20 protein-coding genes are annotated in these 23,459 nt (G+C 69.6%); 5 read left to right on the top strand and 15 right to left on the bottom strand.

Annotated features, from left to right (window positions below; translation table 11 throughout):
• Window positions 1-37: 37 nt before the first annotated feature.
• Genes ABLG96_RS16070 through ABLG96_RS16090 form a run of 5 tightly spaced genes read right to left on the bottom strand, consistent with a single transcriptional unit; the run spans window position 38 to window position 5,076 of the window.
• Entirely contained in the window at window positions 38-1,093 is a 1,056-nt protein-coding gene (locus ABLG96_RS16070) for a methionine synthase (RefSeq protein ID WP_353648342.1), read from the bottom strand.
• Entirely contained in the window at window positions 1,090-2,184 is a 1,095-nt protein-coding gene (gene mnmA, locus ABLG96_RS16075) for a tRNA 2-thiouridine(34) synthase MnmA (protein WP_353648343.1), read from the bottom strand. Before mnmA ends, ABLG96_RS16070 begins: the two co-directional genes overlap by 4 nt.
• Window positions 2,181-3,371 (bottom strand): cysteine desulfurase family protein, encoded by a 1,191-nt coding sequence (locus tag ABLG96_RS16080; RefSeq protein ID WP_353648344.1) that lies wholly within the window; start codon window positions 3,369-3,371, stop codon window positions 2,181-2,183. The genes mnmA and ABLG96_RS16080 overlap by 4 nt, the downstream gene beginning before the upstream one ends.
• Window positions 3,371-4,264 carry a lysophospholipid acyltransferase family protein gene (locus ABLG96_RS16085; RefSeq protein ID WP_353648345.1) on the bottom strand — a complete coding sequence of 298 codons (894 nt, stop codon included), beginning with the start codon at window positions 4,262-4,264 and terminating at the stop codon, window positions 3,371-3,373. Before ABLG96_RS16085 ends, ABLG96_RS16080 begins: the two co-directional genes overlap by 1 nt.
• Window positions 4,261-5,076 (bottom strand): GNAT family N-acyltransferase, encoded by an 816-nt coding sequence (locus tag ABLG96_RS16090; protein ID WP_353648346.1) that lies wholly within the window; start codon window positions 5,074-5,076, stop codon window positions 4,261-4,263. Before ABLG96_RS16090 ends, ABLG96_RS16085 begins: the two co-directional genes overlap by 4 nt.
• Before the next feature lie 166 nt (window positions 5,077-5,242).
• Here ABLG96_RS16090 and ABLG96_RS16095 point away from each other — a divergent pair, with 166 nt between their 5' ends.
• Together ABLG96_RS16095 and ABLG96_RS16100 are read left to right on the top strand one after the other, a co-directional pair.
• A complete protein-coding gene (locus tag ABLG96_RS16095) occupies window positions 5,243-5,830 on the top strand; it encodes an RNA polymerase sigma factor (RefSeq protein ID WP_353648347.1) in 588 nt (195 codons plus the stop codon).
• Complete coding sequence (locus ABLG96_RS16100) at window positions 5,827-7,695, top strand: hypothetical protein (RefSeq protein WP_353648348.1); 1,869 nt, start codon at window positions 5,827-5,829, stop codon at window positions 7,693-7,695. Before ABLG96_RS16095 ends, ABLG96_RS16100 begins: the two co-directional genes overlap by 4 nt.
• 4 nt (window positions 7,696-7,699) lie before the next feature.
• Here ABLG96_RS16100 and gabT read toward each other — a convergent pair whose 3' ends face one another.
• Entirely contained in the window at window positions 7,700-9,037 is a 1,338-nt protein-coding gene (gene gabT / locus ABLG96_RS16105; RefSeq protein ID WP_353648349.1) for a 4-aminobutyrate--2-oxoglutarate transaminase, read from the bottom strand.
• Between the two features lie 61 nt (window positions 9,038-9,098).
• A complete protein-coding gene (locus ABLG96_RS16110) occupies window positions 9,099-10,562 on the bottom strand; it encodes an NAD-dependent succinate-semialdehyde dehydrogenase (RefSeq protein ID WP_353648350.1) in 1,464 nt (487 codons plus the stop codon).
• A gap of 104 nt (window positions 10,563-10,666) precedes the next feature.
• On the opposite strand from ABLG96_RS16110, the gene ABLG96_RS16115 reads away from it, so the two are divergent.
• Window positions 10,667-11,260, top strand: coding sequence for a cupin domain-containing protein (locus ABLG96_RS16115; protein ID WP_353648351.1), 594 nt, complete (start codon window positions 10,667-10,669; stop codon window positions 11,258-11,260).
• A gap of 83 nt (window positions 11,261-11,343) precedes the next feature.
• Here ABLG96_RS16115 and ABLG96_RS16120 read toward each other — a convergent pair whose 3' ends face one another.
• From ABLG96_RS16120 to ABLG96_RS16145, 6 genes are all read right to left on the bottom strand, one after another.
• Entirely contained in the window at window positions 11,344-11,778 is a 435-nt protein-coding gene (locus ABLG96_RS16120) for a hypothetical protein (RefSeq protein WP_353648352.1), read from the bottom strand.
• Between the two features lie 100 nt (window positions 11,779-11,878).
• Entirely contained in the window at window positions 11,879-13,777 is a 1,899-nt protein-coding gene (locus tag ABLG96_RS16125; RefSeq protein WP_353648353.1) for a DUF222 domain-containing protein, read from the bottom strand.
• A 126-nt stretch (window positions 13,778-13,903) separates the two neighbouring features.
• On the bottom strand, window positions 13,904-14,644 hold the full coding sequence (locus ABLG96_RS16130) for a winged helix-turn-helix domain-containing protein (RefSeq protein WP_353648354.1): 741 nt from the start codon (window positions 14,642-14,644) through the stop codon (window positions 13,904-13,906).
• Complete coding sequence (locus tag ABLG96_RS16135; RefSeq protein ID WP_353648355.1) at window positions 14,641-16,035, bottom strand: MFS transporter; 1,395 nt, start codon at window positions 16,033-16,035, stop codon at window positions 14,641-14,643. The genes ABLG96_RS16130 and ABLG96_RS16135 overlap by 4 nt, the downstream gene beginning before the upstream one ends.
• 169 nt (window positions 16,036-16,204) lie before the next feature.
• Window positions 16,205-16,669: a GNAT family N-acetyltransferase gene (locus tag ABLG96_RS16140; RefSeq protein WP_353648356.1), complete on the bottom strand. Its 465-nt coding sequence runs from the start codon at window positions 16,667-16,669 to the stop codon at window positions 16,205-16,207.
• Window positions 16,670-16,868: 199 nt separating this feature from the next.
• Window positions 16,869-18,083, bottom strand: coding sequence for an aminotransferase class I/II-fold pyridoxal phosphate-dependent enzyme (locus tag ABLG96_RS16145; RefSeq protein ID WP_353648357.1), 1,215 nt, complete (start codon window positions 18,081-18,083; stop codon window positions 16,869-16,871).
• 119 nt (window positions 18,084-18,202) lie between these two features.
• Here ABLG96_RS16145 and ABLG96_RS16150 point away from each other — a divergent pair, with 119 nt between their 5' ends.
• Entirely contained in the window at window positions 18,203-19,828 is a 1,626-nt protein-coding gene (locus tag ABLG96_RS16150; RefSeq protein WP_353648358.1) for an AMP-binding protein, read from the top strand.
• 28 nt (window positions 19,829-19,856) lie between these two features.
• Here the strand turns inward: ABLG96_RS16150 and ABLG96_RS16155 are convergent, their stop codons facing one another.
• The gene (locus ABLG96_RS16155; RefSeq protein ID WP_353648359.1) at window positions 19,857-20,507 is read right to left on the bottom strand and encodes a TIGR03086 family metal-binding protein; all 651 of its coding nucleotides are present in this window, start codon (window positions 20,505-20,507) and stop codon (window positions 19,857-19,859) included.
• Window positions 20,508-20,607: 100 nt separating this feature from the next.
• Here ABLG96_RS16155 and ABLG96_RS16160 point away from each other — a divergent pair, with 100 nt between their 5' ends.
• The gene (locus ABLG96_RS16160) at window positions 20,608-21,597 is read left to right on the top strand and encodes a WYL domain-containing protein (RefSeq protein WP_353648360.1); all 990 of its coding nucleotides are present in this window, start codon (window positions 20,608-20,610) and stop codon (window positions 21,595-21,597) included.
• A 161-nt stretch (window positions 21,598-21,758) separates the two neighbouring features.
• Here the strand turns inward: ABLG96_RS16160 and ABLG96_RS16165 are convergent, their stop codons facing one another.
• Window positions 21,759-23,405, bottom strand: coding sequence for an NAD(P)/FAD-dependent oxidoreductase (locus tag ABLG96_RS16165; protein ID WP_353648361.1), 1,647 nt, complete (start codon window positions 23,403-23,405; stop codon window positions 21,759-21,761).
• Window positions 23,406-23,459 lie beyond the last annotated feature (54 nt).

A 23,459-nucleotide genomic window follows, 5' to 3' on the forward strand; every position in this document is an offset into this window, starting at 1 on the left:
CGCGCGGTTTCGAGCCCCTCGGACACTGATCTGCTCCTCAGCGTCCGGGAGTGATCAGACCTTCCCGCCAGGACGACGGCGGATCCAGCAGGGCAGCCCCCACCTGCACCGCTGATCGCAGACCCTTGGCCACCGCCGGTGCCCCGGCAGGCGTTCCCGCCACGGGGACGACGGAGCGGGCGAGCTGATCCTCGGCGAAACCGAGAGCCCGCCAGCCGGCCAGCAGCCGGCGACAGGTCTGTTCGACCAGATCAGGTTCGTCGGACGGCCGGACGGTCACCAGCAGACCGGCTCCGTCACCGATCGCCTCCCCGATCACGTCCAGCGAGCGGGTGCGTTCCAGGTCGGGCAGTTCGGCGGCGAATCGGGTGAACCCGCACCGCTGCAACACAGGCCACCAGGTCCCGGGCCGGACGCCGGTCAGGGCAAGCACGGTGCTCGGGTTCGTCTCGACCAGCGTGACGGCGAAGGAATCCAGGCGCTGACGGACGACGTCGGCGCTCACGGAGCGCACGGTGCCGAACCCACTGGCCGTCGGCAGCGATCCGGCGAGCACCTGTTCCAGTGCAGGCTCGTCGACCTGCACCAACAAGTCCGTCCCCGGCAACCGCCTGGCCAACTCGGCGAGATGTCGGCGCAAGCCCTCGCCGTAGGACTCCATCAGGTCTGCAACCGCGCCGGCATCGGTGACCGCTCGGTGGCCGGCCCTGGTCTCCAGTCCGGCCACCAAGCTCCACGGCCCGAGCACCTGGATCTTCAGCGCCGGAGCACCCGCCAGATGCCGCTCCACCGCGTCGAGGTCCCGCTCCCGGAAGTCAGTGGCGCGCACCACGTCCCGCCCCGGTCTCGCGGTGACCCGCCAACCGGAAGGCACGACCTCGGCATGGAGATCGACGAGCAGCCCGACGCAGCGACCCAGCGGGTCGGCGCCGACTCCGCGATCGGGCAGGTCCGGTTGGAAGGGCAGCGCGGTCAGCTCACCGGCGATCGTCCTGATCGCCTCGTCGACATCGGTCCCGGGCAGCACCCCACTGCCGGAGGCTGTCCCGCTCCCCCACGGCGGATTGGCCGTCGACGGAAGATCGCTGGTCACACCGACGCCTCGGCCGCCGACACGGAAGCGGTGATGGTCGCCGCACCGATGACGGACGTGTCGCTCTCGTCGTACAGCACCACGCTCTGGCCAGGGGCAATCCCCTGGACCGGCTCGTCGAACGTCACGTGCAACACCTCGTCGATCAGCTCCACCCGGACCGGCACGGCGGCGCCGTGTGCCCGGACCTGGGCCCGTGCCCGCAACGGGAACTCCGGCGACCGTCCGCTGGAGAAGATGATCCGGTGCCCGGCCTCGATCCGGATGATGTCCAGGTGCTGCTGTCCACCGACGGTGACGGTCCCGCTGACCGGCTCGATCCCCAACACGAAGCGTGGACGTCCGTCCGCCGCCGGGTGATCGATGCCCAGGCCCTTGCGCTGGCCGATGGTGAAGCCGAAATGTCCCTGGTGGGTACCGATCCGCTCCCCGGTGTCGGCATCCACCACCGGCCCCGGGGTCGCACCGAGCTTCTCGGTCAGATAACCGCGGGTGTCGCCGTCCGGGATGAAGCAGATGTCGTAGGAGTCGGGCTTGGCAGCCACCGCGAAGCCGCGGCGGGCAGCCTCGGCGCGCACCTGCGTCTTGGTCATCTGTCCGAGCGGGAACATGGTGTGCGCCAGCTGCTGCGGGGTGAGGACGGCCAGCACGTACGACTGGTCCTTGGCCGGATCGACGCTGCGCTGCAGGATGCCGTCGACCAGACCGACGTGGTGACCGGTGACGACCGCATCGAAGCCGAGTGCGATCGCCCGGTCCAGCAGGGCTTCGAACTTGATCTTCTCGTTGCAGCGCAGACAGGGATTGGGAGTGCGCCCGGCGCGGTACTCGGCCAGGAAGTCATCAACCACGTCGCGGGCGAACTCGGCACTGAAATCCCAGACGTAGTACGGGATCCCGAGCAGGTCGCTGACCCGGCGCGCGTCGAAGGCGTCCTCGACCGTGCAACAACCGCGGGAGCCGGTCCGCAGCGTCCCCGGCTGCCTGGACAGCGCCAGGTGCACGCCCGTGACGTCGTGGCCGGCGTCGACGGCGAGCGCTGCGGCGACGGCGGAGTCGACACCACCGCTCATGGCGGCCAGCACCCTCATCGGGCGCCCACCGGGATGGGACGGGCGGCCGCGCGGGCACGGGCCACCGCCTCCGGAACAGCAGCGATCGCGACCTGCACGTCGTGCTCGGTGCTGGTGTGCCCCAACGAGAATCGCAGGCCGCTGCGGGCAGCGTCCTCGTCGAGACCGAGTGCCAGCAGGACGTGCGACGCGCGGGTGACCCCTGCGCTGCAGGCCGCTCCGGCCGAGCACTGGACCTCGGCCCGGTCCAGCAGCATCAGCAGCGTCTCGGCCTCGGCGCCCGGAAAACGAAGGTGGGCGATCCCGGGGAGCTGCCCGACGTCCGGACCCACCGTGCGGACCGCGTCCGGCAGTGCGGCGAGAATGCCGTCGAAGAGTTGCTCGCGCAGTGCCGTCAGCCGACCTGCGCGATCCGCCCGCTGCGCCACGACATCCGATGCTGCGACGGCCAGGCCGGCGATGCCTGCGGTGTCCAGGGTTCCCGAGCGCAGGCCGCGCTCCTGTCCGCCACCGTGCAGCCACGGCGTGAGGGCAACATCCCTGCGCAGCAACAGGATCCCGGTGCCACCGGGACCCCCGAGCTTGTGACCGGTGATCGACACGGCGCTCGCACCGTCGGCGCCGAAGTCGATCGGCAGCACCGGGGCGGCCTGGGCGGCGTCGGTGTGCAGCGGGACACCGGCTTCGGCAGCCTGGTGTGCCAGGTCCCGGATCGCGGTGAGGGTACCGATCTCGTTGTTCGCTGTCATCACGGTGGCCAGCGCGATGCTCTGCGGGTCACGCTGCAGAGCGGCGGCGAAGCTCTCTGGAAGCACCCGTCCGGCCGGGTCGACCGGGAGCCAGTCGAGCTGGGCTCCCTCGGTCATGGCCAGGCTCTCCACGACCTCCAGCACCGCATGGTGTTCGACGGGCGAGACCAGGATGCGTCGCCGGGCCGGATCTGCGGTACGGCGGGCTCGGTACAGACCGACGATCGCGAGGTTGTTGCTCTCGGTGCCACCGGAGGTGAACAGGACCTCGCTGGGATGGGCGCCGAAGGCCCCCGCGACCTGCTCGCGCGACTCCTCGACGATGCGCCTGGCGCGTCGGCCGGCCGTGTGCAGCGACGACGGATTACCGACCAGCGGATCCCGTTGTACCTCGGACATGCGAGCGGCCACCGCCGACAGCATCGGGGTGGTCGCAGCATGATCGAGGTACACCATCACGCTCCAGCGTAGGCGCCCACCCGCGTGGTCGGGACATCCGCAAGACGACGACCGGAACGCCACACGACGGGCACCTGCAGATCACGGGCCACCGCGTCCTGCACGAGGGTGGTGAGCCGCCGGCGGTCGGTGGCCCGGTGCCCGGTGCCGGCGATCGCCGGGATCGGCGACAACCAGTTGACCTGCACCGTCAGACCGCGCAGGGCCAGCACCCTGCGGAGCGAGTCGGTCAGTGTCTCATCGCCCACGAAGGCTGCTGCGGTGACCGGCGAGCCATCGGGACCGGTGTACCGGACAGTGACCGGTGCCACGACCACGGCCGCGTCGATGGCTGCCTGGAACACACACCGGTGGAACTCGTCGATCGCTCCACCGCAGCGGGTGGTGGCCTCGGGGAACGCCTGCACCTTGCGTCCGCTGCGGAGCAGGAGCACCGCATCGTCGACGAGTTGGGGCAGCGTCGAGAGGGCAGATCGGTCCAGGAACCGGGTCCCGGTCCGGGTGGCCAGCGCGCCGACCACCGGCCAGCCGCCGACCTCGGTCTTGGCGATCTGGTGCACCGGGGTCTGCGCCGACATCACCAGGATGTCCAGGAACGACTGGTGGTTTCCGACGACCAGGGCGCCGCCCTCCCGCGGGGTGCCACGCGTGTGGACCGTGATTCCCAGCGAGCGGAGGATGGCAGCGGACCTGCGGTGCAGCAGCCACGCACCGCGCCGCTCGGCCCGGGTTCCGGCACCGTGGGTCAGCAGATGGATCAGCACCACCGACGCCAGCACCGCCCAGAGCGCGCGCGCCAGGACCGCGAGCTGCCCGATCCGTCCGCGGCGCAGTTCGGCCGCAGGGGCATCCAGGCAGCCCGGCGTGCAGGCCGGTCGACGGCAGATCATCGTGAGCTCTGCCCGGCCGGGGGGCGCTCGCCCGCGAAGAAGCGCAGGTACCGCTGGTCCGCGGTCTCCAGATCGAGCAACACCAGGAAGTCGGCGGTCCCGAACTCCACGTCCAGTGCCGGCGATCCGCAGACGACCGCGCCCAGCCGCAGATATCCCTTGAGCAGCGGCGGGATCGCGGGCCGGGCAGGCCGCTCGATCCCGACCGGATCGAAGGTGCGCCGCGGGGCGCAACGGAGGTGATCGGGCGCAAGATGCTTGCGCTGCACCAGATCGTCGAATGCTGCGGCAGCGCCACCCCCGTCCGCCAGCGACACGGACCCGCAGCCCATCAGGTAGCGGTAGCCCGACAGGTGCATGTACCGGGCGATGCCGCCCCAGAGCAGCGAGACCGCCGTTCCCGAACGATGATCCGCGCGCACGCAGGATCGGCCGGCCTCGACCGCACTCCCCAGCAGCGGCTCCAGTGGCGAGAGGTCGAACTCGGCGGAGGAGTACAGACCGGCGGCCAGCGGGCTGGCATCGTTGGCATGAGGCGGCAGAAGTCGGTACGTGGCAACGGCTTCGCGGTGATCGGGTCGATCGGTACTGGTGTGCCAGACGATGAGGTGATCGCACAGATCGTCGAATTCGTCGGCGTCCAGCCCGTCGGGGCCGGGGGTGAGGGCGCCGAACTCGGTGCTGAAGACGTCGAACCGGAGGCGGCGGGCGGCGTCGACGTCTTCGGCGGAATACGCGAGCGTCAGTCGGTAGCTGTCGGTGGCGGGGCGGTGTGGATCCGGTGCGTCGAGGAGCAACTCGGTTGTCGTCACGCGATGAGCGTGGGCGCGGAAGACGGACAGCCGTACCGAACTCGGGTGACGCGTTGTCGACGATCGGGTGAAGGATCAGGTCGAGCTCACCCGCCGGCGCGATGCGGAAGCCGGAATTTCCTGCAACCGGGCCCCACCGATCCGGCGTCCGGGGGGTAGATCAGGTATGAGCGGCGGACGGGCGGGGGCGGCGGTGGACGAGGCGGCGGCCGACGAGGTGCGGATCGACGGCGTGTCCGTCGAGGCGGTGTCGATGCTCGATGCCCGGGGGTTCGACGCCTGGGTGCGTCCGCACTGGCGTTCGATGGCGCTGCTGGCCACCAGGCTGGCCGGGCCGTCCGCCGACGACGTGCTCGCCGAGGCGCTGTTGGCCGCCTGGCACAAGCGATCCCAGTTCGACGCCGACCGGGGCGCGCCCCGCAGTTGGTTGCTGGCGATCGTCGCGGACCGGGCCTACAAGGCGCACCGCAGCACGCTGTCCCGGCCCAGGACCACGGAACTGTCCGCCATCGCGGGATCCGATCGCGACGTCCGGCAGGACAGGTCCGATATGGCCTCAAAAGTCGATCTGAACCGGGCAGTGGCGATGCTCACCGACCGCCAGCAACTCGCGATCACGTTGTTCTACGCGATCGGGTTGCCCATCGCAGAGGTGGCCGCCGTCATGGGCTGTGCGGACGGCACCGTCAAGTCCACCCTGCGCGATGCCCGCGCGAAGCTGCGTTCCCTGCTGATCGTCGAGGAGACATCATGACGAAGCCAGATCCTGATCCGTCGTCGGTCGACGGCACACCGGATGACGAGGCCCGTGGCGACGTGACCCGTGACGACGTGACCATGGACAGTGCACTGCGCAAGCATTTCGCCACTGCTGCAGCAGATCTCACTCCGACTCGGCAACCGTCCATCGCCTCGTTGCTCCCGGCCCGTCGGCCCCGCGGTCGTTGGTGGGCACCTGCCACCGTGGCCGGTGGGCTGATCGCCGCGGCAACCGCCACCGTCCTGATCCTGTCGTCGACGGCTCCGTCGAGCGGACCGACGGCGGGCGTGGCACCGAGCGGGCCGAGCGCAGGGACGACCACCTCCAGCTTGGGGACGGAGGCCGACCCAGCACCGCCGATCATCACCGTCGGCACCCAGCAGTACCGACGGGGTGGACCCGTGCCGTGGTACCGCGCCATGCGGTCCGGGAACACCGTCGCGGTGACGACCGGCCCCGAGATGCGCGGCGCTTGCGACATCTATCTCTACCGCCTGACCGTCACCGTCCGGGATGACGATCTGGTGCTGACCAGCTATCGGTACGACCCAGTCGGTGCTGTGGCGCCGACGATGTGCGCAGGAATTGCCCTCCCTCCTTATGTCGCGGCCGTCCCCACGGATCTCGATCTGCCGCAATCAGTGGTCGACGGCTCGGCACCGACCGGCAGACACCAGGCACTGACCACGGTGCTCATTCCCCATGGCCTGCCGGACGGACTCGTTGCACAGCCGCCGAGTTCCTACTTCCCCCAGGTCGCCGATCCAGCCCGGCCCCTGTTCCCTGCCGCACCGGGGTACGAGTCCCCCGCCAGCCGTGACAGTCCGATCGGACAGTCGTACAGCGGCGGCGGTCAGCGCCTGGCCATCACCCAGGGTCTTGAGTCGTTGCCGAAGAAGGGTCCCCGGGCGTTGGTCGCGACGATCGGCCGGTACCAGGCCGTGCTCCAGGGCAACAACAGCCCCGGCGAGCGGTGTCTGGGTTGGAAGGATGACCGGGCCGGAAACACGCTGATGTGCGGCGTGCTGTCCGGCGGCGACGATGCCCTGATCGCAATGGCCCGTTCCATCTACAACTCCCGATCGACCGATCCTTTTAACTCCGGCGCTGCACCGTCCACCCCCAGCGGCACACCGTCCGCGGGCGCCGAGCCCGCTCAGCGGATCACCGTCAGCGGCCGGGACTTCGTGTTGATCGGGGCCGTACCCTGGTACTCGGCGATCCGCATCGGCAACACCGTGGCAGTGACGACCGGCGCGAAGGTGCGCGGGGCGTGCGACACAGATCTCTATCGACTGACTGCCACCACTCGCGCCGGCCGGCTGATCCTGACCAGCTACCACTACCTACCGGTGAGCACGCCCGAACCTACTGCCTGCGTAGATATCGGTCTGTCGCCCTTCGTCGCCACCCTCGAACTCGACTCCACTCCCCCGGCGACCGCCGAGGACGGAGCCCGTGCAGGGTCGCGTTCCACGCCGTTCCCCATTCTTCTCAAACCGAGGGTGCTGCCCCAAGGATTCGTCGAAGGAAACGGCAATCAGGCATTCCCACAGATCCTCGACCCCGAGCGTCCAGTCTTTCCCCCGTTCGCCGAGTTGGAGGATGGCACCGTCGTCCAGACCTTCAGCGCAGGGAGTGCCGTTCTCACCGTCCGTCAAGGTCTGATGCGCTCGGCCCCAAGAGCCGACGGACCGGGTAGCACCACGGTGGGGTCGCACCCAGCAACCCTCGTCACGTCCAAGAACGGGGTCCAGCACTGCGTCAGGTGGGCCGACGCGACAGCCGGCGGAGCCGAGGTCTGCGGAAACGTTCCTGCGGATACCGTTTTGGCCGTCGCTCGCTCCATCTACCGGTAGCAACTCAGAGCGCCTCGATCGCCGCCGTCAGCACCCCGAGGCCCTCGCGCAACAAATCGTCACCGATCACCAGCGGCGGCAGCAGCCGGATGACGTTGCCGTAGGTACCGCAGGTCAGCACCACCACACCCTGGGCGTGGCAGGCCTTCGCGACGGCTCCCGCCGCCGCGGCGTCGGGGTCCTTCGTGCCGGGGGTGACGAACTCGGCGGCGATCATCGCGCCGCGGCCGCGGATGTCGCCGATCCGGCCGGTCTTCTCGGCCACCTCTCGCAGGGCCGGCAGAATGATCTGTTCGATGTGCCGCGCGGCGGCGTTGAGGTTGTCCTGCTGCATGGTCTCGATCGTGGCGAGCGCTGCGGCACAGGCGATCGGGTTGCCACCGTAGGTACCGCCCAGCCCACCCGGGTGGACGGCATCCATGAGCTCTGCGCGGCCGGTGACGGCTGCCAGGGGCATCCCGCCGGCCATCCCCTTGGCCATGGTGACCAGATCGGGGACAACCCCCTCACGATCACAGGCGAACCAATCGCCCGTCCGGCAGAAGCCCGACTGGATCTCGTCGGCGATCAACAGCACGCCGTTGGCGGTGCACCACTCCGACAGCGCCGGCAGGAAACCGTCGGCGGGCTCGATGAACCCGCCCTCACCCTGCACCGGTTCGATCAGCACGGCCGCCAGCTGGTCGACGCCGACCTGGGTCGTCATCATGGAGATCGCCCGCTGTGCAGCCTCTTTGCCGCTGTAGCCCTCTGGATCGCGGAACGGGTACGACATCGGCGCGCGGTAGATCTCGCCGGCGAACGGGCCGAAGCCCTTCTTGTACGGAGCGACCTTGGCGGTGAGCGCCATCGTCAGGTTGGTGCGCCCGTGGTAGGCGTGGTCGAACACCACCACCGCGGGCTTCCCGGTCGCGAACCGGGCGATCTTGACCGCGTTCTCCACGGCTTCCGACCCGGAGTTGAACAGCGCCGTGCGCTTCGTATGCCCGCCGGGGGTGAGCTCGTTGACCTTCTCGGCCACCGCGACATAGCTCTCGTAGGGCGTCACCATGAAGCAGGTGTGGGTGAAGTGGGCCACCGCATCCTGCACTGCCGCAACCACTCTCGGGTCTCTGTTACCGACGGAGGTGACAGCGATCCCCGAACCGAGGTCGATCAGCGAGTTCCCGTCGACATCGACGATCACTCCCCCACCGGCGTCGGCGACGTAGACCGGCAGGGTCGAGGCGACACCGGCGCTGACCGACGCGGCCCGCCTGGCGTGCAGGGCCTGGGACTGCGGGCCGGGGATGGCGGTGCGCAGCTCACGACGCTGCGGGAGGGCGGTCTCGGTGGTCGTCATGGTTGCTCCTGGAACAGTCGGTGAGCGGGAGGGGTGCCGGCGGGGTCGGAGGCTCGACGTGTCACAGCGCGATGCCGACGTACTTGGTCTCGAGGTACTCCTCGATTCCCTCGGCGCCACCCTCGCGGCCGATGCCGGAGGCCTTCACGCCACCGAACGGGGCGGCCGGGTTGGAGACGATGCCCTGGTTGAGACCCACCATGCCGGTCTCCAGGGCCTCGGCCACCCGGATCGCCTTCGACAGGTTCTCGGTGAAGGCGTAGCCGACCAGACCGAACTCGGTGCGGTTGGCCAGCGCGATGCCCTCCTCGTCGGAGGAGAAGGTGATGATCGGGGCGACCGGTCCGAAGATCTCCTCGGCGAACAGATCGGCGCTGTCGGGGACATCGGTGAGTACGGTGGGCGCGTAGAAGTATCCCTTGTCGCCCAACGTTTTTGCACCGGTGAGCACCTTCGCCCCGCGGTCGGTGGCGTCGGCGACCAACGCACTGACCTTCTCGATCGCGGCGCGGTCGATCAGCGGACCGACCTGGACGCCGTCGTCGATGCCGGGTCCGACCTTCATCGCGCCCATCTTCTCGGCCAACTTCAGCGCGAACTCCTCGGCCACCGATTCGTGCACGATGAACCGATTGGCCGCGGTGCACGCCTCACCGATGTTGCGCATCTTCGCGAGCATCGCGCCGGCGACCGCCTTGTCCAGATCGGCGTCGGCGAACACCAGGAAGGGCGCGTTGCCGCCCAGCTCCATCGAGACCTTCAGCACTTGCTGCGCCGACTGCTCGATCAGTTTCCGCCCCACCGGCGTGGAGCCGGTGAAGGTGAGCTTGCGCAGTCGCGGGTCGCGGATGATCGGCTCGGACACCGCGCCGGATCGCGAGGTGGTGATGACGTTGACCACGCCGGCGGGGACACCTGCTTCAGTGAGCAACCCGGCCAGCGCGAGCGTGGTGAGCGGGGTCTGCGCGGCAGGCTTCACGACCACCGTGCAGCCGGCCGCCAACGCGGGTCCGATCTTGCGGGTACCCATGGCCAGCGGGAAGTTCCACGGGGTGATCGCATAGACCGGGCCGACCGGCTGCTTCATGGTGAGCAACCGGGTACCGCCGCTGGGAGCGACGGAGTAGCGACCGGAGATCCGGACGGCCTCCTCGGAGAACCAGCGGAAGAACTCGGCACCGTAGGTGACCTCGCCCCTGGCCTCGGCCAGTGGCTTGCCCATCTCCAGTGTCATCAGCAGCGCGAAATCGTCGGCACGGGCGTGCAGCAGTTCGAACGCCTTCCGCAGGATCTCGCCGCGTTCGCGGGGATCGGTTGCAGCCCAATCCTTCTGCGCGGCAACTGCGGCGTCGAGGGCCAGCATGCCCTGCTCGGGAGTGGCATCGGCGACCTTGGCGAGCACTTCGCCGGTGGCGGGGTTCTCCACGTCGATCGTCTCGGGCGTGTCGATCCACTGGCCCCCGATGAACAGTCCGGTCGGTACGCCGCAGATGAGGGCGGCTACGGCGTCGGCAGTGACGGTCATGATGAACTCCTCGGCAGATGCGTGTTTTATGGGGTAAAACTACTTCTCATGCGAGACCGCGCGCAACCCAGCAGAGGGCCTGCCCCCGTGGTCCGAGGCGCCGGATGACCGGGTCGCCGACGCCACCGACCGCCGCGGAGCCGTCCCGGACCGGGATGGAGGATGCCGGCCCCCGGCTGCGCGCCGCGCGCCGCGCCCAGGGTCGCACCCTGAGTGCGGTGGCAGACGGGGCCGGACTCAGCAAGGGTTTCCTGTCGCTCGTGGAGCGCGGCCGGGCGAGCATGTCGGTGCCCAACCTGCTCACGGTGTGCACCGTTCTGGGCATCAGCGTCGGATCGTTGTTCGACTTCCCGTCGGAGCCGGTCGTCGACCGTGGGCGCCGCTCGCAGATGGGCGGAATCGGTGTCGACGAGTTCGTGCTGACCGCCGCCGACCAGCCGAACCTCCAGGTGATGCGCAGCGAAGTGGCCGCCGGAGGAAGCTCCGGCGGCGCGTACCGGCTCGAGACGGAGACGGTCTTCGCCTACGTACTCTCCGGCGCCGTGCTGATCACCATCGACGGCGAGGAGCGGCTGCTCGGTGCGGGGCGCTCGACCAGCTACCCGGGACGGTCGCTGCACTCCTGGGCCAATGCGGACGTCGAGCGGTCGGCGGAAGTGCTGTGGGTGTTCGCTCCCCCGCTCGCCATGTTGCCCTGATCAGCACGACCGACTGCGCCGGATGCGCGGCCGGGCCATCGCCCCCGGATCCCTGCGCCGGATCGGTCGCTCTCGGCCGCGCTTCAGACGGGAACTGGTGTGCGCTCGCGGAGGGGCCAGTCGTCCGGGTGGCGGTACGGGACGGCGACGACCTGGACGTCGTCGGCATAGACGACGGTCCCGGGCGACCGGGTGCTGAGCTCGACCCACGGTACCGAGTAACGGTCGAGCACTGTCAGATACTCCGCGGTGAGGTCGAGTAGATGTGTTGCGGTGCAGCGGAACCATGCGCGGGCGCCCGGATTGATCTGCCGGTCGTAACACGTCGGGTCCACCGTGGTCGGATCCAGGTACAGGGCCGTGATCCCGTCGTTCATCCGCCGCCGCCAAGCTTCGTCGGCCGTGTCCAGCGATCCTTCCCGACCGAGTCCGTTCACCAGTGCGAAGACCCCGGGGAACGTGCCGAGCCGGTTGGGAACGGCGCTCTGGAAACGGGTGAACTCGTGCGTGCTGGTCACGGACTCGAACCTATCGAACGCGCGAGCTCGAACCCCCCAGGACCGGGTAGCGGCGGGACGGCGCGGCATCAGAACGGCGCCGCATCAGAACGGCACCGCGTCAGAACGGCGGCGGGTCGTGATCGGAGGTCGGCACCTGCGAAAGGGTTGTCCGGTCGCCGCGACCGACCGTGTCGACCTCGGGTTCGTCGACAAGCTCCGCACCGAGCGGCGAGGTCCAGCGCATCCTGTTGCCGGGCAACCGGATTGCCCGCCAGCCGGCATGGGTCTTGATCCTGTGGTGGTATCGGCAGAGCACATCCAGATTGTCGAACGTCGTCGAACCGCCCTCGTCGTAGGGAATCCGATGGTCGAGGTCGCACTGCCGAGCCGGCCGGCGGCATCCCGGAAAACGGCACACCCTGTCCCGCTCGATCACCCGCTCGGCCGTCTCCCGTTCCGGACGGTAGGCCCAGTGACCCACTTGCTGATCCTCGTGCAGTGGCGGCTCGGTGTCCGGTTGTTGCGCGCCAGAGCCGTCATCCGGCACCGATGCGGCCGATGGCTGCACACCCGGCATCCACAGCCGCGCACGGCGCGCCGACACGGCCAGCGCATGCGCGAGGTTGACCGGGAGGTCGCCGTAACGCTCGAGCAGGGCGCTTTCGAGGGAACGCACACCATCGTCGGTGCACTTCGAGAACACGTCAGCGGCCACCACCACGGAGACCGAGGCGCCGAGCGCCTCCCAGACGGCCGGCAGCAGACGGTCATCGCTCCCGGCGCCGCCGTCACCATCGCGTTCACCACAGCCTCCATCGTCGGGATGACTCGGATCTGAGGGACTGTCAGCATTCTCGGCTGGACCAGACCGGAGATCCACCCGACCGAACGCGGCCAGCTCCGTCATGATGTCGCCGAAGACGTCCGCTCTCGCCTGCGCCGCCGTGCGTCCCGCACGCGCGGCATCGGGCAACCCCCGGGCAACCGTGTCGATCACCTCGTAGGCCAAGAGGGCGACCGGGGCAGGAAGGGCGGCGCAGAATCGCGACATTCCGTCGTCACCCGGCTGCACGAACACCCCCCGGTCCTCCCGCGCCAGCTTCTCGCGCCGCCGGTTGGCTGCCGGATCCCGGCGCGCGATCTCCCGTTCGAGCTGGCGGCGCAGCGTCACACAGGTGGTGGCGCCGACCTTCTTGCCGCCGTCGGACAGCAGCGCCGACTCCACTTCCGCCACCGTCGACGCATCCAGACCGGCCGTCCGCGCCGCGAACGCCCGCACCCGCTGCCGATCGATGCGGCCCGTCTGCCAGCAGTCGACGGCGCGGGGATGGCGATCGACGAGCTCGACCGACTCCGAGAGTCGGGCCCCTGCCGTCGTCGGCGGCAGACCCAAGGCCACACCCACCTCGGCCGACGCCAGTCGCGTCGCCTCCTCGCGGATCACCGTGTCCCACTCGGCGTTCCCGGCCACCGACACTTCCCGGAAACAATCAGCCTCAAAATCTCTGTCGCACAGCACTTCTGACGGATCGGTACCGTCCGGGGCGACCCGACCGCCGTGCGTCGCCAATTGCAACAGATCACCGACCGGCACCGCGACCCCCGGTCGGGCCAGAGCGGCCACCGCCTGGGTCTGCACAGCCTGCGCCCAGGACACGATCCTGTCCGTCACCGCGATCACCTGCACCAGATTCGTGGCAGCGACCTTTCCTACCGGTGCGACGTGGCCGGCGGTCAGTGCGGCCACGAGGGTCGGCGCCAATCCGCGATCGAACGTCGAATCCGTCAGCGGGAACTCCCCCATCAGGGTCGCGGCGTCCGCAACCCAGCGAGCATCTGCGTCCCGCGCGATCATCCGGCCCAACCGTTCCCCGGTCGGCGCCACGAACTCGACCATCTCATCTGTGGTCGTCTCCACCACCTGGATCGGCGGGAAGCGGTTTCCTGGATCGACGATCCGGTGATGGTGGGTCACACGGATCGGGCTGATCGAACGACACCTGGCGACGGCCAACATCCCCGTCAGTGTGTGCTCGACAGTCCCCGTGTGCCCCCGCATGCCTCTATCATACAGCAGTTCGAATTCTCTGCCTGGAACAGGTGTGACATCCCCCGTTTGCTCATGACCCATCGTGGCGGTCCGTCAGTCCTGCAGCACCAGGTCGAACTCCCGGTCCAGGACCCGCGCGCCCTCACCGGTCACGACGAGCGCTCGATGCACGTCGTGGCGACGGATCCAGCCCGCTTCCAGGAATCGGTCGCGGATACCTCGGCCGAGCTGACCGGCCAGGTGGTGTCTGGTCTCGGTCCAGTCGACGCAGTAGCGGATCAGCGGTCGGTCGCCGCCGGCCAACCGGATCCCGACACCACCGATGAACTCGTGGCCCGAGTCGGTCAGCTGGTAGTCGAGATCGCGGCCGGGTCCGGCCGGCCGGTCGTGCTCGGCGATGGCACTTTCGTGGCGCCCGTCCCCGCCGACGAGGTGACCGTGCTCGATCAAGCTGTTCATGATGCCGACCCCCAGCCGTCCGGCCAGGTGGTCGTAACAGGTCCTCGCGCGGCGCAGCTGCGCTGCCCGGGTGCTCGATCTCAGGGAGGTGATCGGTTCGGCAGGCGAGAGCTCGACCATCCGCTCCAGGAGGTCGGCGACCCGCGCATCGGCGATGCCGTAGTGGCGGTACCGCCCCTGCGAACGCACCACCAGCAGGCCGCCCTCGACGAGTCGGTGCAGGTGTTCACTGGCCGTGGACGGCTTGACCCCGGCCTCGGTGGCCAGCACGCTCGCGGACAGTTCCCGGCCGGCGATCAGTGCCATCAACATCCGGCTGCGCGCGCGATGACCGATGAGCTCTGCGATGCGGGACAGGTCGGCGTCTCCCGTCATGACGTCACCACCTGTCGCCCGGGATCGGTGGACCTGGCGCTGGTCCACACCGCTGCCATGCATACTGCCGCAGCGACTGCCGCGGCCGCTGTGAAACCCCAGCCACCGGAACCTGCGTTGAGCAACGCGCCCAGGAGTGCGACCCCGATCGCGCCACCCATCTGACGAGCGGAGTTCAGGGCGCCAGCACCGGTACCTGCCTGCTGCGGACCCACCGCCCCGAGCGCAACGGACGTCATCGCCGGCATCGCCAGGGAGATCATCCCGATCACCGCCGTCCCGATCACCACGATCACGACGGACTGCAGCACCCAGGCCAGCAGTAGGAGCAGCGATCCGACTGCCGCCGCCAGGAAGCCCATCACCATCGGTCGCCGCGGACCGATCCTGGCCGCCAGGAAGCCGCTGGACGTCGCCCCGACGCAGACCACGACGGCCATCGGCAGCACGGCGAGACCAGCCGCCAACACGCTCAGTCCGAGATCACCTGTCAGCACGACGGTGACGCCGAACAGCATCCCGTACAGCACGAAGTTGAACGCGAATCCCGTGATCAGCGCGTACCGGAACGGTCCCCGCCGAAGCATCGAGGGCGGGACGAGCGGCCGGGTCGCTCGATGTTCGACGCGCCGGAAGAGTCGTGCGAAGCCGACTGCCGTCAGCACCAGCGCCAGCGTGATCACCGTCCTGCCCTGCCCTGCGCAGATCACCGCGCCGACGAGTGCCGCCAGGATCGCGCTGCCCAGCAGGGTGCCCAGTCGGTCGATCGGGCTGGGATTCGTCCGTCCCGCCGGGCAGAACAGACCTACGGCGACGGCGAGCAGCACGCCGAGCGGTAGATTCATCCAGAACACGACCGGCCACCCGGCGTGCGTCGCCAGCAGGCCACCCACCACGGGGCCCAGGGCGAACCCGGTGGTCGCGATACCGCCCCAGATCCCCAGCGCTCGCGCCCTGGCCACCTTGTCGGGGAAGAGCGTGCCGATCATCGCCAGCGAGGAAGGCAGCATCATCGCTGCCCCGAGCCCCTGCACCATCCGCGCGGCGATGAGCACGTCCCACGAGCCGGCCAGCGCTGCCGCCGTCGAGGAGGCTGCGAACACCAGGCAGCCGAGCGCGCAGGTCCGGCGGTGTCCCAGGCGATCTCCCAGCGCGCCGGCAGCCAACATCGCGGCTGCGAACGGGATGACGTAGGCGTCCATCAGCCATTGGCCCAACGCGAGCCCGCCGCCGAGATCGGCGCGGACCGCCGGCAGGGCAACGGTCACGACGGTGGCGTCCAGTTGGACCAGGCCGAACGCGAGCGAGAGGGTGACCAGCGCGGTCCTGATCCGGGCGACAGGGACAGGTGCACCGGACTGCTCAGGTCCGGCCTCGCGGAGTGTGCTCATTCCTCGATGGTGTGGCGCGGACGCTTCGGTTGACGACGAACTGTCGCGCAGACCCACTGCTGCGTCCGGATCAGCGCGCCGCAGCAGGTGCCAGAGCCACCGGTTCCGAAGATGCAGGGTCCACCCGGGCGATTGCTGCCGCTGCGATCACCCGCACGGAGGATGGTCGTCAGCCCGGTGGCGTCCGCGTGTCGAGGGAGAAACCCGGGTATTCGGGGAAGTCGCCGACGTGATCGGGCTCGAATCCCAGCCTGCGATAGAAGTCGACAGCCGACGCGGATGCCTGCCAGTCGAGGATCATCGGCAGCGGCCGCGTATGTGCCCAGGAGACGACTGACCGGACGAGGGCTCGCGCACTTCCGCGACGTCGGAATGCGGGCTCCACATACAGATCGCGCAGTCTGCCGGTGGTGAATGATGCCCGCAGGCCTGGCCCGTAGTCCTGGGCCAGGGCGTAACCGCGCACGGTTCCCGCATCCTCGGCCACAGCCAGCAACCACGTGTCGTCGGAGATGATCCGCGCGTACTCGTGATCGAACTGGCCGCTGGCCGGGGGATCTCCGGCGGTGCCGAACCCCTCGGCCAGCCTCCGGATGCTCAGCGCGTCGCTCGATCGCGCCCGGCGGACGCTCATCGACGCTCCTCATCTCGGTCACTGGTTGCGATCGCTGGTTGCGATCGCTGGTTGCGATCACTGGGTTGCGATCACTGGTTGCGCTCACTTGTTGCGGCCACTGGTCGCTGCCACTGGTGCGGTCGCTCCTCATCGAGCGTTCGTCACCGGTCACCTGGACGATGCGTGGGTCGAACCGAACCCGTTGCGGCACCGGAGCTCAGCCGTCCAGCGCCTGCTCCAGATCCGCCCAGATGTCCTCCACCGCTTCGACCCCGGTGGACAGTCGCACGGTGCCGGCGGCGATCCCGGCGACCGCCAGTTGCTCGTCGGAGAGCGTCCGGTGCGAGGTGGACACGGGATGCATGGTCAGGGTTTCGACCCCGCCGAGCGAGGCGGCGTTCTGGATCAGCTTCAGCCGGGAGATGACGGCGCGGGCCGCGTCCGCCCCGCCGTCCACGTCGTACGACAGCATCGGGCCGGGACCGTCGAGGATCTTGGCCGCCAACGAGTACTGCGGGTGCTCGGGGTTGGACGGATGGTGCACCTTGGTCACCCTGCGGTGTGCGGCCAGCCGCTCGGCCAAGTCCGTGGCGTTCGCGGTGGCCGCGCCCATCCGCAGCGCCAGCGTCTGGATCCCGCGGATCACCAACCAGGCCCCGAACGGATCGGGAGTCGACCCGACGCCGACCGCGTACTTCCACCCGTCGACGAACTGCTGCTCCTGGGCATAGACCACGACGCCCGCGGTGACGTCCGAGTGCCCACCCAGGTACTTGGTGGCCGAGTGCAGCACGATGTCCGCCCCCAGGCTGAGCGGACGGCAGAGCATCGGCGAGGCAAAGGTGTTGTCCACCACCGAGAGCACGCCGTGCTCGCGCGCCACCGCCGTCATCACCGGGATGTCGGCCACCGCCGTCACCGGGTTCGAGATCGTCTCCAGATACAGCGCCGCGGTGTTCGGTCGGAGCGCTGCCGCCAACTGCTCCGGATCGTCACCGTCGATGAACGTGATGCCCAGGTCCCATCGCTTCCGCAGGTCGTCGAGCAGGCCGCTGGTGCCGCCGTAGATCGAGTTCTGCACCACCAGGTGCGCCCCCGCACGCAGGTTCGCGCCCAGTGCGGTGTGGATGGCCGCCATCCCGGACGAGGTCGCGACGGCACCGACACCACCCTCGAGACCGGCCACCACCTCCTCGAGCGAGCGGACCGTCGGGTTTCCCATCCGGGAGTAGCCGAACGCACCGCGGGGGTTGTCGAGCGACTCCTTCTGCACGGCGATGTCGTCGTGCGCATAGACGGTGGTCTGATAGATCGGCACCGACACCGGTCGGCCGGCGAAGTCGACCGGCACCCTGGGGTGCACGGCGCGGGTCGCGAGCGCTTGGTCGGGTGCCGGCTTCTCAGGTGCGGGACTCTCGGATGCAGACGTCATCCCCGCAGTGTCCCGCATGTACCGGCGGCACGGTCCTGCAGGGGACCGGCGGCCGGGGATACAGTGCGCAGCATCGCCCTTCCGCACGAGAAACGGACGACCCCGGGAAACGGACAAGGATGTCTCAGACCTCAGCGCTTTCCCACGCCATCGGTGAGGACGGCCCGGCGCTGCCCGCGGCGACGATCGCGGACGACCTCGACGCGACCATCGCGCGATTCGGCGACCGGGACGCGCTCATCGACACCCATACCGGCGTACGGCTGACCTACGACGAGTTCGGCGAACGCACCAGGGCCCTGGCGAAGGCCTTGCACGCCGGCGGCGTGCGGACCGGCGACCGGGTCGGTATCTGGGCCCCCAACTGCGTCGAGTGGACGCTCACCCAGTACGCGACCGCCCGCCTCGGTGCGATCCTCGTCAACATCAACCCGGCCTACCGCACCAGCGAACTCGGCTACGTGCTGCGCCAGGCAGGCATCTCCCGGCTCATCGCCGCTGCGGAGTTCAAGACCAGCAACTACGCCGCCATGATCGACGAGGTCCGTGGCGAGTGCCCCGACCTGGTGGATGTGGTGCTCATCGGAACCCCGAGCTGGGATACGTTGCTGGACAAGGCATCACAGACCTCCCACGAGGAACTCACCGCGGTCCAGGCGGCACTGCGACCCGACGATCCGATCAACATCCAGTACACCTCGGGGACCACCGGGTTCCCCAAGGGCGCCACCCTCTCGCACCGCAACATCCTGGGCAACGGCTTCCTGGTGGGCGAGATGTGCCGCTACACCGAGGTCGATCGGATCTGCATCCCGGTGCCGTTCTACCACTGCTTCGGGATGGTGATGGCGAACCTCGCCGCCACCAGTCACGGTGCGGCCATGGTGATCCCGGCGCCCGCGTTCGACCCGGCTGCGACGCTGCGCGCCGTCCAGCAGGAGAGGTGCACGTCGCTGTACGGCGTACCGACGATGTTCATCGCCGAGTGGGCGCTGCCCGACTTCGCCTCGTACGACCTGTCGAGCGTGCGCACCGGGATCATGGCCGGTTCCCCTTGCCCCGCAGAGCTGATGAAGAAGGTGATCGCAGCGGGCATCGACGAAATGACGATCGCCTACGGCATGACCGAGACGTCTCCCGTCTCCATGCAGACCCGCACCGACGACTCCTTAGAACACAAGGTCGGCACTGTCGGCCGCGTCACCCCGCACCTGGAGGTGAAGATCGTCGATCCCGCCACCGGCGAGACGCTGCCCCGCGGCGAGACGGGCGAGTTCTGCACCCGCGGGTACTCGGTGATGATCGGCTACTGGAACGAGCCGGAGAAGACCGCAGAGGTGTTGCGGGACGGCTGGATGCACACCGGCGACCTCGCCGTGATGGCGCCGGACGGCTACGTGCAGATCACCGGCCGCATCAAGGACATGGTGATCCGCGGCGGCGAGAACGTGTACCCCCGAGAGATCGAGGAGTTCCTCCACACCCACCCCGACATCGAGGATGTGCAGGTGATCGGCGTCCCGGACGAGAAGTTCGGCGAGGAGCTCTGCGCCTGGATCCAACTCCGGGACGGCGCGGACGAGATCACCGCGGAGAGCTTGCGGCAGTTCTGCGCCGGCAAGCTCGCGCACTACAAGATCCCGCGGTACGTCCGGATCGTGGACGACTTCCCGATGACGGTCTCCGGCAAGGTCCGCAAGATCGAGATGCGCGCGGTGACCACCCAGGAGCTCGGTCTGGGCTGACCGAGCTCCACCCAGCGCCCGGGCCGGGTCAGTGCCGGACCCAGGCTGCGGCATCGCGGCCGTTCCAGTTGGCGAGCTGCTCGGTCGGGCCCGCCCCTGGTGTGGGAGCGACGACCGACTCGAACGGGACGAAGCCGCCGCGCACCTCAGCCGGGATCGCCTCGGCCGCATGCTCGAGCACCGGCGCGGCGATGCCGTTCGGGGCCTCGGCGTCGAGCCCGAGCGCACAGGCCAGATCCCAACCGTGCACGACGACCTCGTTGGCGTACTTCCAGATCGCCACGTGTCCGGGGACCTGGACCCCCGGCGGCACCGTCACCGACGACTGCATCGCAGCATCGGACCAGGCCGCACGCACTCCCGGTAGGCGCGAGGAGAACCCCTGCAGCAGTGCGTCATCGGGCAGTTCGACGATGCGCGGCATCGGGTTCGGATCGCCGCCCTCGGCGATCACCCTGGCCCGGTCGAGGGTCGCGAGCAGGTGCTGGACGAGCTGTCGCACCGAGAACTCCGAACACGGCGTCGGGCGCTCCCAGTCGGCGGAGTTCTGGATGGATCCGATCAGCTCGACCACCCAGTCCTGGGCGGCCGCGTAGTACAGCCGGCCGTCGGTGATGACGGTGTCGTCGGAGGTGGTGGTGTCGGAGGTGGTGGTGTCGGGGGCGGTGGTGTCGGTCATGGGATCTCCCTGGTCCTGCACCCGGGCTCTCCGGGATTGCTGCCACCCTCCCGCTCAATCACGACACGTCCTGTCAGGCTTTGCAGACATACTGGGGACCATGCGCGCCGACCGGCTGCTCGCCCTGCTGATGGTGCTGCGGCACCGGGATCGGGTGACGGCGCGCGAGCTGGCCGCCGATCTGGAGGTCAGTGAGCGGACGGTGCTGCGGGACATCGAGGCGCTCGGAGCTGCGGGGGTGCCGGTCTACTCGGAACGGGGCCGCGCCGGCGGCTTCTCGCTGCTGCCCGGCTGGAGCACGGATCTGTCCGGGCTCTCGGGTGACGAGGCCAGAGCCCTGCTGATCGCGGGGTCCTCGGCCGTTGCCGGACTGGGGATCGGTGCCGCCTTCTCCAGCGGGCTGGCCAAGGTGCTGTCCTCGCTGCCGCAGGAAGGACGGCGGGCCGCCGCCGAGGGAGCGGCGCGCATCCTGGTGCTGGACGTCGGCTGGTTCGGCAATTCCCAGCAGACCCCCGGGCTGGGGGCACTGCAACAGGCCGTCACCGGTGGACGGCGACTCACCTTCACGTACAGCTCGGGCACGCTCGCCGAACGGCGTGATCACGGTCCGCGACCTGCGACCACCCGCACCGTCGATCCCGCCGGTCTGGTGAGCGCCGCCGGGGTCTGGTACCTGCTGGCCCTGCACCGCGGGGAGCGACGGATCTATCGGGTCGACCGGATCGAGGAGATCAAGCCGACCGGCGAGCCTTTGCGCACGACGGTCGACCCGGCCGAGCTGACCACCTGGTGGGCCGAGTCCCGAGCCCGCTTCATCGAGCGGATCGCGGAGTACCAGGTGGAGCTGGAGGTGCGGGACCCGCAGGACGGCCGGCTGGTCGCCGGCCTGCGTAGCGCCGTGCGGGTGCTCGAGCAACTACCCGCGGCTGCCGACGACGGATCCCTCCGATTTCGCGCGACCTTCGCCGCGATCGAGCACGCCATCGCCACGCTCTGGCCGCTCGCGGACCGGGTCGTGGTACTCGCACCGGACAGCGTCCGGGCGGCCTTCCGCGGCCGCGCCGCAGCGGTGCTCGCCGCCCAGCACTGAACCGCCCGCACACGACCGTCACGACCGCGAACCCGGCGTGCACGCGACCGTCACGACCGCGAACCCGGCGTGCACACGACCGTCACGACCGCGAACCCGGCGCGCACACGACCGTCACGACCGCGAACCCGGCGCGCACACGACCGTCACGACCGCGAAGGTCAGGGGTGCAGCAGTTCCAGCAGGGCGTCGACGGCCGCCTCGCCGCCCAGCCCGGAGACTCCGCCGCCGCGCCGGGAACCCGCTCCGGCCATCAGGATCCGTTCGCTGCCGGCCACCTCGACGCCGTACCGGCGGGCGGGAGTGGACAGGTCCTCGTCGTCGTCCGCGAACGGCCACGACAGGTCGGCGTGGAAGATGTTGCCGCCCGGCATGGCGAGGCTCTGCTCGAGATCGACCGGCGTCGCGACGTCGATGCACGGCCGGCCGTCCGCATCGAGCGCGAGCACGTCCTCGAGCGGCTCGGCCAGGTACTGCTGCAGCGCCCGCAGCGCCGCGGCGACCGCCCGGTCGCGCATCCCGTCGGGGTCGGCCCGGAACAGCTCGACCGGCGCGTGCAGTCCGAACAGGGTGATCGTGGCAGCCGTCGTACCGGCCGCCGACCCGAGGATCGACGGATCGGTCAGCGAGTGGCAATAGATCTCGGCCGGCAGCGGATCGGGCAGGATCCCGGCGGCCGAGTCAACATAGGCCTGCTCGAGCGTGGCGAACCCCTCGTGCAGGTGCGTCGTCCCGGCGAACACCTGCACCGGATCCGCGCCCGACGCCAGCGCCGGCAGCCGGGTCAGCAGCAGGTTCACCTTCAATTGCGCCCCGGTCACCGGCTGCGGATCCAGGCCGCGCCACCGGTCGACGACAGCCGGCCCGACCGCAGCCAGCAGGTGACCGGCGGTGACGGTGACGTCCACCCCGCCCGCATCCCGGGCCAGCACCGACACGCCTGCCGGCGATTCGGTGACGGCCTGGACAGCCACCCCGCAGCGGATCTCGACACCGAGTTCCACTGCACGCGCCACCAGCGCTCCGGAGACCGCCCCCATCCCACCCTCGGGCACCAGCCACTCGCCGGTGCCGCGACCGATCAGGTGGTAGAGGAAGCACCGGTTGGCCAGCAGCTCCGGTGCGAACAGGGAGGTGTGGGTCCCGATCAGTGCATCGGTGGCCACCACTCCGCGCACCACGTCGTCGGCGAACCGGCGGCTGATCGCCTCCCCGATCGGTCGTTCGAAGACGTCGTCCCAGAGGGGGCTGCCGGCCGCCGCGATCACCGCATCCCGCACCTCCGCGCGCCGCTGCAGCGGTCCGCGCAGCGCCGGCGCCACCACCCTGGCCATCGCGGCGAGCTCGCCGTAGAACTGTTGCCAGGCGTCGAAGTCGTGGTCCGTACCGGTGACCGCACGGAAGGACTTCCTGGTCGCTGCCCCCGGATCGCGCTCGACCAGCAGGCCGGTCGGTACCCCGTCGACCGTGCAGGGCGTGTACGACGACACGGTGCGCTCCAGCAGTCGGACCGACACCCCGAGCCGCTCCAGCAGCTCCGGCGGGAAGAGCGAGACCAGGTAGGAGTACCGCGACAGACGTGCGTCGTGACCGGTGAACACCTCGGCGCTGATCGACGCGCCACCGAGATGATCGGATCGCTCCAGGAGCGTGACCCGGAGCCCCTGCTCGGCGGCCAGGATCGCGGCGACCAGCCCGTTGTGGCCGGCACCGACGACCAACACCTCGGCGGAGCTCGTGGCGGCTCCGGCGATTCCCGCTGGGTGCTCGGACAGGTGCTCGTCTGCCTGGTGCTCGTGCACGGTCATAACGGCAGATCCTGCCAGCGGCCGGACGTCCGCTCTCCTCAGCCCCGCCGAGTA

Source organism: Nakamurella sp. A5-74 (genome assembly GCF_040438885.1).
Taxonomy (GTDB): Bacteria; Actinomycetota; Actinomycetes; order Mycobacteriales; family Nakamurellaceae; genus Nakamurella.